Origin of the sequence: Banduia mediterranea, from assembly GCF_031846245.1 — a bacterium.
Classification (GTDB): Bacteria; Pseudomonadota; Gammaproteobacteria; order Nevskiales; family Nevskiaceae; genus Banduia; species Banduia mediterranea.
In genome coordinates this window covers 1-13,019 of record NZ_JAVRIC010000005.1, presented here as the reverse complement: position 1 = coordinate 13,019, position 13,019 = coordinate 1, and the positions used below count along the sequence as shown (strand labels likewise).

11 protein-coding genes, 1 pseudogene and 1 riboswitch are annotated in these 13,019 nt (G+C 64.0%); of the genes and pseudogenes, 5 read left to right on the top strand and 7 right to left on the bottom strand.

Annotated features, from left to right (window positions below; genetic code table 11):
- Nucleotides 1–18 precede the first annotated feature (18 nt).
- Nucleotides 19–116, bottom strand: a riboswitch (TPP riboswitch).
- Nucleotides 117–271: 155 nt separating this feature from the next.
- Entirely contained in the window at nt 272–1,528 is a 1,257-nt protein-coding gene (locus RM530_RS04770) for an ammonium transporter (RefSeq protein WP_349256180.1), read from the top strand.
- A 2-nt stretch (nt 1,529–1,530) separates the two neighbouring features.
- Nucleotides 1,531–2,166 (top strand): hypothetical protein, encoded by a 636-nt coding sequence (locus RM530_RS04765; RefSeq protein WP_311364067.1) that lies wholly within the window; start codon nt 1,531–1,533, stop codon nt 2,164–2,166.
- On the opposite strand, the gene RM530_RS04760 is transcribed toward RM530_RS04765, so the two are convergent.
- From RM530_RS04760 to RM530_RS04750, 3 genes are all read right to left on the bottom strand, one after another.
- A complete protein-coding gene (locus RM530_RS04760; RefSeq protein ID WP_311364066.1) occupies nt 2,163–3,266 on the bottom strand; it encodes a fatty acid desaturase in 1,104 nt (367 codons plus the stop codon). The two genes, RM530_RS04765 and RM530_RS04760, sit on opposite strands and share 4 nt — an antisense overlap.
- A gap of 110 nt (nt 3,267–3,376) precedes the next feature.
- Nucleotides 3,377–3,922: an NUDIX hydrolase gene (locus tag RM530_RS04755; protein WP_311364065.1), complete on the bottom strand. Its 546-nt coding sequence runs from the start codon at nt 3,920–3,922 to the stop codon at nt 3,377–3,379.
- A gap of 9 nt (nt 3,923–3,931) precedes the next feature.
- Entirely contained in the window at nt 3,932–4,762 is an 831-nt protein-coding gene (locus RM530_RS04750; RefSeq protein WP_311364064.1) for a 23S rRNA (adenine(2030)-N(6))-methyltransferase RlmJ, read from the bottom strand.
- A gap of 113 nt (nt 4,763–4,875) precedes the next feature.
- On the opposite strand from RM530_RS04750, the gene RM530_RS04745 reads away from it, so the two are divergent.
- Nucleotides 4,876–5,898, top strand: coding sequence for a hypothetical protein (locus tag RM530_RS04745; protein ID WP_311364063.1), 1,023 nt, complete (start codon nt 4,876–4,878; stop codon nt 5,896–5,898).
- A gap of 652 nt (nt 5,899–6,550) precedes the next feature.
- Entirely contained in the window at nt 6,551–7,408 is an 858-nt protein-coding gene (locus RM530_RS04740; protein ID WP_311364062.1) for a mechanosensitive ion channel family protein, read from the top strand.
- 232 nt (nt 7,409–7,640) lie between these two features.
- Here the strand turns inward: RM530_RS04740 and RM530_RS04735 are convergent, their stop codons facing one another.
- From RM530_RS04735 to RM530_RS04720, 4 genes and pseudogenes are all read right to left on the bottom strand, one after another.
- Entirely contained in the window at nt 7,641–8,483 is an 843-nt protein-coding gene (locus RM530_RS04735; RefSeq protein WP_311364061.1) for an alpha/beta hydrolase, read from the bottom strand.
- Nucleotides 8,484–8,488: 5 nt separating this feature from the next.
- Entirely contained in the window at nt 8,489–10,366 is a 1,878-nt protein-coding gene (locus RM530_RS04730) for an Lnb N-terminal periplasmic domain-containing protein (RefSeq protein WP_311364060.1), read from the bottom strand.
- 92 nt (nt 10,367–10,458) lie between these two features.
- Nucleotides 10,459–10,935, bottom strand: coding sequence for a DUF3015 domain-containing protein (locus RM530_RS04725; RefSeq protein ID WP_311364059.1), 477 nt, complete (start codon nt 10,933–10,935; stop codon nt 10,459–10,461).
- A 20-nt stretch (nt 10,936–10,955) separates the two neighbouring features.
- Nucleotides 10,956–11,432, bottom strand: a pseudogene (locus RM530_RS04720) (transposase); the annotation flags it as partial.
- A 248-nt stretch (nt 11,433–11,680) separates the two neighbouring features.
- On the opposite strand from RM530_RS04720, the gene RM530_RS04715 reads away from it, so the two are divergent.
- Nucleotides 11,681–13,015 carry a DUF445 family protein gene (locus tag RM530_RS04715; protein WP_311364058.1) on the top strand — a complete coding sequence of 445 codons (1,335 nt, stop codon included), beginning with the start codon at nt 11,681–11,683 and terminating at the stop codon, nt 13,013–13,015.
- Nucleotides 13,016–13,019: the final 4 nt, after the last annotated feature.

The window sequence follows — 13,019 nt, the reverse complement described above, 5'->3', positions numbered from 1 at the left end:
CAGGCGTGGGAAATGAATGCGCTGAATCGCAAGCCTTCCCTCCGCCGGCATAACCCGGTTCAGGTTCCAAGGGACTCTCTCAGCCTGCGACCGCGCAGGCACCCCCGGCTCGAACGCCTACTGTAGCGCGCGACTCCGGCGCCGAACAGGGCTCGGGCGTGGCCCTTTTCTTGCTTGGGCAAGCTCTTGAGACGATTCCATATATTCCAATAGAGCAAGGAGCCTCATGTCTCGACGCCGGGGGACAGGTTTGGTAGTGGCCGGGGCCGCAATGCTGTGGGCAGGCGCGGTGTTCGCGGAAGGGCCGCTGGACACCCCGGCCGACATTGCGTGGACGATCGTTGCGGCCGCACTCGTGTTCTTCATGCAGGCCGGTTTCGCCCTGCTGGAAGGCGGCATGGTTCGCGCCAAGAACGCCGTCAACGTGATCATGAAGAACTATTCGGACATGTGCTTCGGCGTGATCGCGTACTGGGCGATCGGCTATGGCCTGATGTTCGGCGCCACCGAGAATGGCTGGTTCGGGCTGGACCACTACCTCCCGGACCTGCAGTCCGGTGTGGAGGCCACCCATTTCATCTTTCAGCTGATGTTTGCCGCCACCGCCGCGACGATCGTGTCCGGCGCCGTCGCCGAGCGCATGCGCTTCGGCCCCTATGTGGTGGCTTCGATGATCATCACCGGCGTGATCTATGCCGTCTACGGCGCCTGGGCCTGGGGCAGCTTCTATGACGGATCCGGCTGGCTGGTCGACATGGGCTTCATCGACTTCGCCGGATCGACCGTGGTGCATTCGATCGGTGGCTGGTGCGCGCTGGCCGGCGTGATCGTGCTGGGTCCGCGACTCGGCCGCTTCGCGCCCGACGGTACACCGCGCGACATACCGGGACACAACCTGCCGTACATCGCTCTGGGCGGCTTCATCCTGTGGCTGGGCTGGTTCGGCTTCAACGGCGGTTCGACCCTGGCGGCCTCGGCGGACGTGGGCATCATCTGCGTCAATACCCACCTCGCCGGGGCGGCCGGCTTCATCGGCGCACTGCTGATGCAGCGACTGTTGCGAAAACCGATCCTGATGACCGCCGCCGTCAACGGCGCCATTGGCGGTCTGGTTGCGATCACTTCACCCTGTGCCACGACCGTGCCGATGTTCGCGCTGGTGATCGGGCTGGTGGCCGGCGCGATTACGGTACTCGGCGTGATGCTGTTGGAGCGCCTGCGGCTTGACGACGTGGTGGGCGCGATATCGGTGCATGGTTTCTGCGGCGCCTGGGGAACGCTCTCCGCCGCGCTGTTCTACCGCGGCGACCTGTTCGATCCGGGACGCATCCAGATCCAGTTGATCGGTATCGGCGCTGCCTTTCTGTGGAGCTTTCCGACCGCCCTGCTGACCTTCTGGATCGTGAAGAAAGTCTTCGGCCTGCGCGCGCCGACGCTGCACGAACAGCGCGGCCTGGACTTCACCGAACACTACGAAATCGGCTATCCCGAGTTCCAGCGCGACCTGACCCACGCAGGCAAGGACTGAGCATGGCGGACTCGTCCAAGTCCACTACACCGCGCGCGCGCCGTCGCGAAGCGCTGCATCAGGCGCTGGTCTCGGTACTCGGCCCGGATCGCGCGCACACGGCCATCGGTCTCTGGGAGAAGCTCGCGGCCGAACGCGGGCGCATGACCGTCATCGAACTGGTCAACGAACTGGCCGGGCCGCTGCAGATGGACGAGGGCGAGCGGCACGGTCTGCGCATGGCCCTGTACAAGTCGCTGGATGCCGCGCCGATGCAGCCGGGTGCCGCACCGCCATCCAAGCCGACGATGGCGCCCACGCCGCCGGCCTTCGTGGTGTTCCAATCGATGGGGGAATCCATCCTCAAGGGCATGAAGCTGGCACCGAACCCTGGCTGGTATGACTTCACGCAACTGCTGACGAAACACCTGCCTCTGGCCACCTCGGCCGTGGTTCGCCGCTGGGCCATCGAAGGCGCCAATCTCGACGCCTTGATGAGCCTCGCGCCGCCGGACTACGCGGCAGTGATTCACGGCCTGTATATCACCGCCTGCGAGGCGGTCGGCCCGGTCGCCGCCGACCGTCTGCTGACACATGCGGTCAGCACCGCAGGCGCGCTGCCCGAAGCCGCGCAGTTCCCCCCGAACCGGCTACTCTAGCGCAGCCTCGCGCCGTCGCCGCTGCTGCGACAGCCGTCGAAATCAGTCCAGCAGCGCCGCTCGTAATCGTACAGCTTGCAGCGCCGCGCGGTGTCGAAATACCAGCGCCACGAAAACGTCTGAATGATGATGCGCCCCGGCAACGCCGCTTCCAGCAGGGCCTGCGCACGCCGCAGCCGGTACAGCGGGATGCCCATGTCGACGTGGTGCGCGGTGTGCTCGGTGATGTGGTGCAACAGCGTTCCAATATCGAATCCGAGGATCGGGCGAAAGCGCAGATGAACCGTCGTCGACACGAATGGCTGGGCATCGGCCCAGGCACTCTTGTCGTCGTGCCATTCCACCGAAGGATGCGTGTGGTGCACGTAGACGACAAATCCGATCATCGCATTCCAGGCCAGAAACGGCAGCGCGAATCCGGCGAACAGCGTCACTACCAGCGACTGTCCGCTGGCCGTCGCCGCCATCGCCAGCAAACCGATCCACAGCAGCGCTGCGCCCGAAACCAGCATGCAGTCCCAGAAGAATTCGCTGCGCCGCGTCGGCATGTAGCGCCGACTCGGAAAGAACATGCGCAACCACCAGACTTCGACCAAGTAGTACAGCCACGGCGCCCAGCCGCTGCGGTAGACACGCTCCAGCGTCTGACGCCAGCGCGGCAACGCGGCAAATTCGGAGCGGGTCTTGGGCTGCCAGACGAAGTCGAAATCCTTGAGATTGGTATAGCCGTGATGCACGACGTTGTGCCCGGTCGCCCACAGGCTGTACGGCGTCAGCGACGGCAGGAACACGAAGCGTCCGATCCAGCGGTTGAGCCCGCGGTGCGAGGTGAAGCTCTGGTGGCAGGCATCGTGACCGAGTATGAACAGGCGCCCGATGATGAAACCGGCCAGCGTGCCGAACAGCAACTTCAGTGGCACATAAGCCGACCAGACCGTGGCCGCGATCGCCAGCACGAACAGCACCGAGTCCAGCGCCACCAGCGCCAGCGCATGGCGCGTGTCGCGTGCCGACAGCGGCACCAGCCAGGCCCGCAAGGTTTTGCGGTGCGGCAACGGCTCGTGCAAGGGAACCGGGTCGGGGATCGCATACGTGTTCAATGTCGGCCTCACAAGGCGGCGGTCGTACAGCCGCCATGCTCGGCCTTGGCCCCGCACTGGCCATTGATCCCGATCAATGCAGTGTGGCGGCCGGAACGGTAGCCCCGCAGCTACGAACGATTCATCGCCTTCGCAAAATACAGTCCGGCATAGATGCGCGGCTCGATGCAGCAGCCGGCCTCGCGCTTCATCGCCAACCACTCGTCGATTCTTTCCAGCGGCACTACGTGCACCTGGATATCCTCGTCCGCCACCCCGCCACCGGGACCCACGCGGCGAAGCTCAAAGGCGCGAATAAAGCTGATGTGCTCCGAGGACAGGCCTGGCGCGGTCGGACCCACAAACAACAGCTCGGCCCGAGCCGCACGGAAGCCGGTTTCCTCCTCCAGCTCGCGCAAACCAGATTCAAGGGCTGATTCGTCGGAGAATTGCGCCTCGTCCCCAATAATCCCCGCCGGCAGCTCAATCGATTGCTGTCCCAGAGGCACCCGGAACTGCTCGACGAGAACAAGCTCCTCCTCGTCTGTGACGGCAACGACAAATGCAGCACCACGCGCAGTGGACCTCTCGACATACTCCCAACGGCCGCGCTTCAGCAGTCGCAGAAACTTGCCTTCGGCCAGGACTTCCAATGGTTTGTCTGATTCGTCGTTCATCGCAAAAGTCTAAACTTTGTTGAGCCACTGAGCCTGCCAGCCTGCGGACGAGCCCTGGGCCAGCAGGCGCTTCAACAGGTCGAGCGCGGGCGCCAAGTCTTCTTCGAACCGGTACGGCGGGTTGACGATCAATACGCCGCAGCCGCGCATCTGGCCTTCGCCGGGCGCGCCGGTCTCGAATCGAAGGTCGAGCACATCGCGATCCGCCTCGCGTCCCATGCGGCGACAGAAGCGGTCCGCTTCGAAGCGCTTTTTCAGCGGATACCAGACCGCATAGATTCCCTGCGAGAACCGCTTCCTGGCGGCGATCAGGGATGTCGCCACCTGCTCGAATTCGGTCGGCGATTCAAATGGCGGGTCGATCAGGACCAGCGCCCGCTTGCTTTGTGGCGGCAACAGGGCCGGCAGTTCGTATCCGTCTCGGCGATGCAGAGCCACCGCCGAATCACCCGCGAACAGCATGCGCAAATCCATGAAGACCCCTTCGACGCGCTCGCACAAGACCAGGCGGTCCTGCTCCCGCGCAAGCTGACGCACAAACCAGGGAGAGCCGGGATAGGCATCCAGCGCGGCGCCGCGATTGAATTTGCGAACGATATCCAGCCATTCGGACAAGGCAAGCGGCGCGGCATCAACGCTCATCAGCCGTGCGACACCCTCGCGGAACTCCCCCGTGCGCTGGGCTTCATCCTGCAAGCGATAGCCGCCGGCGCCGGCATGTGTCTCAAGGTACGTCCACGGCGCGCCCTTGCGATTGAGTGCGAGGACCAGACCGCAAAGCAGGACGTGCTTGAAGACGTCGGCGAAGTTTCCGGCGTGGAAGGCGTGACGGTAGTGCATCGGAACCTGTGCTCATGGCCGCCCATTATCGCGGATTGGTGTGCCGCGCTGTCCGCAATTCCGATTTTTATCCGTATCTCTGATACGTCCACATCAAAAGGGAATGCTGACTTATGTACAAACTCATACTTGGAAGCCTGTTCGCCAGCTTGATTCTGGCCGCCTGCGGTGGCGGCAGTGGTGACGACGGCGGTGATGGCGGCACGCCACCGGCCGATGACCTGGGGTTCGTGGAGCTCACCTCGACCGACGATGTCGCGGTGTTCGGCGCCAGCCTGTTGAGCGTCGCCCAATCCCCACCCATTCCGGAAATTCCGGAAACTTCGGAATCGTCGAAGGCCTACAAGACGGTGGAAAGCTGTGATACCAGCGGAATGGTCGAGACCTTCGATACCCGCTCCGAATCGGTCGATTCACCGTTCACTGACAGTCTGTTCAACATCGAATCCAGCGAATATCGCGATTGCATCGCATCGTTCGAATCTGCGGACTTCTCGTTCAGTTCATCCATCGATGGCTATGAAGAATCAGGCACACCGGCCGACGGCACCGACAGCGGAATCGACTACGTCGGCTTCGGTACGGCCGAAGACCTGCCTTTCACCCTGTCGACGAACACCACGCAGGGCAGCGTCACCGAATCCAGCAATCTCAGCTTCTTCGGCGTGATTCACACGCAATCGCAGGACGATGAGCACGTTAGCAGTCAGGTCTATCTGCGTGGGGAGATCGAGAGTCATGGATCACCAGCTGGCGATTACCACAACCGCATCCTGCTGGGTGAATCAATGGACGGCGCGCTATTCGTGTCCAGTGTCGTGCCCGCCGAAACGGTGGGTCTCTCGGAGACTACGCTGGACGGCCTGATCGGCTCCGAAGATTTGTTGAATGACAGCTGCCCAAGCGGAATGGTGCAGATCAGCACCGTGAGCCCGCTGATCGCCGAGGACGAATCCGGCGAACTGCGAGGTGGCGAGTTGCAGCTCGATGCCGGCGACGACGTCGCAGGGATTGTCTACAACGAGGATCAGTCGATCACGGTCACGCTGAACGGCGGCAGCCCGGTGACCTACACCCTAGAAGATCTCGAAGCTCTGGATGCCGAATGTCTGACGGCCAGCGAGTCCGGTACCTGAATCGGCGTTTTGACATGAAAGGCCTCGAATGCCCCTCTCCGGAGGGGCATTTTTCGACGCCCGATGCCGCTTTCTCGGGCAATTGCCCCGCGATACTGACCTTGCCCGCCACGCCCGACTCACTACCCTCGGGCTCCGTTGAGACCTCCCAGCTCCTGTGCAAGTGACTTCCCGGCGTGCTCAGGGTCTCTCCGACCGCGCCGGATCACAGCGCGGCTCGCGTGTTGCCCCGCGCTGTGTGTGGCCTTCCGCCTTGGGGAACGGCGTCGGCATCCCGAATTGAAAATTTCGCGGCTCCATGGCTGGCCTGCCGGTGTCCCCTGTCAACGCTTCGTCGCCCACCTCACGATGACCAACGCATGACTCGGGGACAAGACGGTTCGCTACTCCTTTCCTGTATCGGTCTTTCACCAACTATCACTTGCCAGTTTGTGCTGGCGCACTCCCCATTTGTCTGTGTACTCGAAATGTTCAAGAACACTCGTTTTTACAGGCCCTTATGCCGGACGGCTACCCCCTTCCTACCTCATGCAACGGCACAAGAGCCATTTTATTCACTCCGACCCCTTATTGCCTTGCCCGCAATGCAATTTGCGGATCGAGGATACGCCACTACACTGCCCGGCCTGTCCCCAAAGCTTTAGGAGTCGTTGTGGATGCTCTGCTAGAAAGGCTCACCGATGTCGACACCATGATGACCTTCGTGCTGCCGGTGATCTGGCGTGTCATCGCCGCCCTGTTGACGTTCGTGATCGGCCGCTGGGTCGCCAAGCTCATCGTCCGCCTGGTGCGCAAGGTGATATCGCGCAAGGAATCGGACCCGATGATCGTCAATTTCGTCGGCAACGTGCTGTATGGCATTGCGCTGGCGATCGTTGTGATCGCGGCACTCGGCAAGCTCGGCGTCGATACCACCTCGGCGGCTGCGGTGCTCGGCGGCATGGCGGTGGCGGTCGGCCTGGCCTTGCAGGGGCAGCTGTCCTCGTTCGCCTCCGGGGTGCTGTTGATCATGTTCCGGCCGTTCCGCGCCGGCGACTTCGTACAGATCGGCGGCACCATGGGTGTGGTCGAACACCTCAAGATCGTGGTGACCGTGCTGAAGTCTCCGGACGGCCAGGAAGTGACGCTGCCGAATTCCTCGGTCTGGGGCAACACCATCACCAACTTCAGCATTCGCCCGATCCGCCGCGTTGATCTGACGATCGGCATTTCCTACAACTCCGATCTGCTCAAGGCCAAGAACCTGTTGCTGGACCTGCTCGCGAATGAGCCGCGCTTCCTCGAAGACCCTGCCAAGACGGTGCATTGCACCAACCTCGGCGACAGCTCGGTGGATTTCGCGGTGCGTGGCTGGACCAACAGTGGCGACTGGTGGAACACGCGCTGCGACATGATCGAGAAGATCAAGCTGCGTTTCGACGCGGAAGGCATCGAGATTCCGTTTCCGCAGATGGACCTGCACCTGCGCGATACACCGCAGGAAGAAATGCCGCCACGCGCGGACGCCTGAGGGCACGACACCCGGTGACAACAACGAAGAGGAACGACGTTCAGGCTGCTCCTTCGCTGACCGGTGTCGCGAATACGGCAGCCATGGTCGCCCGCCGGGTGTCCCGACACCGGCTTCGATGGGGTTACGGTGACGGTTTACCGTTTCCCTTATTCGGCCCCGAACCAATTCGTGCGTTTTGTATACCGTCACCGTAACCGCGTAACCGACCGTAACCTCTGCGCGTTGCGATTCAGTCGTTGTTCGCCTGCACGATGCGGTCCAGGTATTCGACCAGGCGGGCCTGCACCGAGTCGCTGCGTAGCGCGTCGATGTGCCCGCCTTGCGCGATCCGCCATAGCGTCTTTGGCTCGCTCGCCGCGGCGTACAGGCGCTGCGAGTGGCTGGCGTCGACGATGATGTCGCGCTCGCCATGGATCAGCAGCAGCGGGATCGGGCTGATCCCGGCAACGACGTCCACGGCCGCGAAGCGGTCGGAGACGAGCAAGGACAGCGGCCATTGCAGCGGCCAGGTCAGCCACGGCTGTGCGAGCTTTTCCCGCGCGATGCGCCGGTAGCCGGAGAACGCGCTGTCGGCAACCACGGCCGTCACATGCTCGCGCAGCGGCGACTGCGCCACCATGCGGATCGCGACCGAGCCGCCGATGCTCTGGCCGAGGACGATCAACGGCCCGGTGCGCGATTGCCCCCGCGCCACGAGCCAGGCCAGCGCCGCTTCGGCGTCCTCGTGCATCGCGGCGACGCTCGCTGCGCCCTGCGAGCGGCCGTAGCCGCGGGAGTCGAGCGCGAGCACGGCATAGCCGCGCGCCGGCAGCCAGCTGACGAGGTGCACGTGCGAACTCAGGTTCTCGGCATTGCCGTGCAGGTGCAGTAACGTGGCCTTCAGTGCGCCCTGCGCGGGCAGATGCAGTGCATGCAGCCGATTGCCGTCGCGGGCCTCGATCCACACGTCCTCCGCTGGTGTGCCGAGCGCACGGTCCGCGAGGTGCTGAACGCGGTCCGGATACAGGAATACCGAGGTGCAGCCGGACAGCACGGCGCACAGCAGGCCGAGCAGTAGGCGTACCGGAGTCATGGCAGTCAGTAGTAGTACTGGTAACGCAGGCCGACGGCGAGCGTGTCCTCTGGCTGCTGGTCGCGCCACAGCAGCTCCAGATGCAGAGCCTGGTGGCGCGACAGGCGCAGATTGTGGCGCAGCTCCGCGCGCACGCGCGTCTCGCCGTTGGCGAACTTCTCGGCGCCGAGATCCCAGTGCAGGGTCAACGCGCCGAGATCCTGCAACAGGCCGCCGCGCAGGCCCGTCGCCGGCTGCAGCCGGTCGGCGTAGCCGTGGTTGTACTCGAGCCGCGCCGTGGCCAGGCTGTAGACCAGTGCGCCGGGCCACGGGGCACGGCTGGCGCCGGCGCCACCGTTGACATGGGCGACCCGGTGCTCGCGTCCGCCGGTCCACTGGCGCTCGACGCCGGTCCGTACCGCCCAGGACAACGGTTTGAAGAAGCGGTCGCGTGGGCTCAGCGAAACGATGTCGATCAGATCCAGGCGGTTCAGGTCGAGCCGGCCATCGTCCTCGACCCGCAGGTCGACGTTGCCGAGGTTGATCTGGGCACCGAGCGGAAAGCCGGCGCGATTCTCCTGCAGGCTGTGCAGCGAAAGACGCAGCCCCAGGCTCAGGTATTCCCGCTCTTCTTCGGTCCACAGGCCGGCGGCGAGCCGACGGCTGCCGTGACTGAGGTCCGGCGAACGGTCCGGATCGACCGGCGCGTCGTCTCCGGGCAGTTCGGCGGCCTGTCGGCGCAAGGCCTGCAGCAGCCGGAAACTGCGCTGTGCCACCGCCGGGTCGCGTGCCGCGTCGGTCTGGGTGTAGCGCAGGTACTTGTAGGCGGCCTCGATGAGCTGCGCCCGGGTCGCCGGGTCCAGCGCCTGCAAGTCGTCGTCGTCGAGCCGTTCGGGGGACAGGCTCAGTTCGACGACCACCTCGTGCAGTTCCGGCGGCAGCGCTGCAAGCCGCTGCTTGAGCACCGTACCCTTGGCCGCGCGGAAGTGCTTGCCCTGCACTGCACCGGCGCGCTGCACCGCGCGCACGGTATCGATCGGAATCGCGGTCAGCGGAAACGCGCTGGTCAGGTCGATGCCGGGGCGCGCGACTTCGAGCAGTTCGAGAACCCGGTAGGAGCAGTTCTCGTCGAAGAAGTAGTACGCGAACTCGATCTCGCGCAGCTCCCACAGGTGCTGGATCAAACGCTCGGTCTCGGGCGCGCTCAGGTCGAGCGGGTATTCCCAGATGTCGCGGTTCTCGCCGTGGTTGTACTCCTGGATCTTCTTGTAATAGTGGTCGACCGCGAACTGGCCGGGATAGGCGCCGGTCAGGCCTTTCAAGGCGAAGAACAGGCCGTTGTCGCCGGGGTCGACGATGGCGCCGAAATTGACCGCGAACGACAGGTATTCCGAGCCGCCGTCGGCCTCGCCCGAATCCAGCCGCAGCAAGGTGTGGCCGAACATCGACGACGGACTGTTGAGGTAATACGACGGAAACACCAGCACCACGCGGGTGGCCTGGACCAGATCCCGGAATTTCCGGTACCCGGCGCAGTCGGGTTGCGACAGCTCGCCCAGCTCGAGTTCGCTGCGCAGCCAGCTCAGCCGCGCGACGAAACGGCACTGCGCGTGCGCGTCGCCCAGCTCGGCTGGCGCGGCGAAGGCCGCGAGGGTCGCCGCCAGCTCGGCGCGCGGATCCTGCGGGCCAGTGTCGGCGAGGAAGAAGCGCGGATCGTCGGCATCGCTGCGCCAGGTGCCCGCCCATGCACCCGCCTTGTAGTGGACGAGCTTGAGCCATTCGTCACGCTGCCACAAATGACTGGCCTGCGCCTGCGCCCAGGCGTCATCGGCCGACCAGGCCGCGGCCGGCAGCATTGCAAGCAGACTGAGCAGGGACGACACGAACGCGCGCATGGTGTGCATTGCTGCGGAACAGCCACGAAAAAGCCCGGCATCCTGAGATACCGGGCCCGATTGGACAACCGGGCTGCCGCGTTGGCGGCAGTGTCGGATGATCAGGCGACGTACTTGGCCAGACGTGCGTCCGCAAGCATCAGCGTCTCGAGGTTCGCGATCACCTCGTCGGCAGTCACGTTCTCGTTCGGGAACAGCACACCGAAGTTCTCGTGGGTCACCTGTGCGAACGCGGCGCGGTCTTCCTTCTCGACGCCGAGGGCCACCGCCACCGCGGTTAGGGTATCGCCCTGACCGACCGCGACATCCTCGGTGAACTCGTTGAGCATCGCGTTGATCATGGCCCTGCCACCGTAAGTCAGCGTGCCCGAAACGGAGCAGCCATTGGTGCCGGAGGTCATGCCGAAGGTGTTGTTGCCCGAAGTGCCGTTGGTCGTGCTGGCCAGGAAGTGGGCACCAGTGCCTGACTTGCCTTCGAACAGCATGTTGCCCCAGCCGCAGTTCGGGCCGCCGGGGGCGACCGCAGAAGCTGCCGAGGACACAGCAAGCAGGACAGCGCCAGCCATCAGTTTCTTCATCTAACCTCTCCCAGTGGTTCTCAGTAAGATGGACCTCGCCCGCGATCCACGAACGATACTAAATCCGGGGCGAATGTAATCGCAAGACGCGTCGCGCGGATGTGTCGCAGTTCTCGATTTGCTGTCGGACGGGCTGTCATTCGGTGTCCGGTTCCCGACTCGATCTTCTCGCCACGGCGCGCCTTGTGATCGATCAACGGCACATGGCCCATGCCTTGACTGTGCGCGCGCAGAATCGGGCTGCAGCAGGCGGCATCCATCAGGTCGTAGAGGTGGGTCACGCGCTGCGCACTCATCGTCGCCAACGGGATCGCCCGCTGCGAGTCGTGGACGCTGCCCGAGGCGAGCACCGCTGAAATCGGGATCAGGCCGTCGGCCACGTCCAGGTGCAGCTTGTAGCCGATCCAGGTGGTCTTGAAGCCCTGGCTGTTGCGCTGGGTGCCCACGTCGCAGGCCGTGGGCAGATCGGCTTCCACCAAGGGCGCCAGCTCCTGCTGGAAACGACGATGGAATTGCGTCAGGCCTTCGCGCAGGGCGGTATTCATTGAGCGGGTGTGCTGTCAATGGCAACACCCGCGCTTCTCTTTTTCGCCGAAATCGACTGTGAGAAAATCAGCCTCGTTCGGGAATTTCGGAAGAGGCTCTATCACCCACAGATTTCTCCGACGAGCCCAAGAAATCGAACAGCCAGCGCCGCGCCAATTTGCTGTAGGCTTCGCAGCCATGCAGCGCGGGGGGCAATGACATGAGTGGCAATCTGGTCACATGGGACCGCTGGTTCCGCTACGGCCTCATTGTCGTCGCGGTCGTGCTGGGCAGCCTGGACCATTGGCTCGGCGGCAACCTTTACCTCAAATCCGGCTTCGTGATCGCCGTCGCCGGGCTGGTCGGCTATTTCACCAACTATCTGGCGATCAAGATGCTGTTCCAGCCCAAGCGCGGGCAGGTGCTCGGCTGGCGCGGGCTGGTGCCGCGCAACCAGGCGCAGATCGCGCGCAGTCTGGCCCACAACGTGCAGCGGCGGCTGCTCGCGCCGGATATCGTGATCGCCTATATCCGTGACCGCAAGCTGATTGATCTGGCCACCACCCGGCTGGCGCAGTGGCTGGATGCCAACCTGCAGGAACCGGCGGTTCGCCGGCAGATCACCGCGCTGGTGATCGAGTTCCTCAACACCCGCGGCCCGGCGCTGCTCACCAACGGTTTCGATCTGGCAGAAGACGCCCTTAAGCGGATCGCACGCGATCCGGGCACGATCGAGCGCTATTGGCAGAAAACACGCGCCGAACTGGTCGCCTTCCTGGAAGCGCAGGAGAATCGCGGTGTGGCCGCGCAGCAGGGCCGCAACCTGCTCCAGCAGCAACTGCCGCAGATCGCGGCGTGGCTGGACCGGGCGCTGGAGGCCTATCTCGCCGACCGGCGTGCCGTGGGCGGTATCGGCCGCGGGCTGAAAAACCTGGTGTCCTTCGATCAGGACGCCATCTTGCACATGCTGCAGCGGTTTACCGACGACCCGCGTTTCATCGCCCAGATCATGGAGGGCCTCGACGCGGTGGTGGACGGCATCCAGCGTGAGCTCGAGGCCGACAGCACCCAGACCCTGATCCACACCCAGCTCGATCGCTGGATCGGATGGCTGGGCGAGATCTCGCGCAAGACCGTGCTGCCCGCCACCATTGAGCAGATCGACGCCTATTTCAACAATGCCGACAACTGGCCGCAGATCGAAGAAACATTGATCCAGACGATCCTCTGGCTCAAGGGCCATGCGCTGAAGCTGGTGGACTCACCTACCGGCCAGGCCTGGTTGCGCGCCGGCATCGAAAGCGCCGTCCAGCACCTCAACGTCACCGAGCTGGTCGAGCAGCAGGTGATGGAACTGGACACCGACGAGTTGGAAAAGATGGTGCTGGACAACACCGGCGGCAACCTCACCGTGATCCAGTTGCTGGGCGGCCTGCTGGGCATCGTCGCCGGCACCGTGCAGGTGCATATTTTATTCGCGCTACCGCTGGCGGCGGGCTGCGGCGTGGTCTGGTGCGCCTATGCCTGGAACGAATACCGCCACCGCGCCAAATAATGCT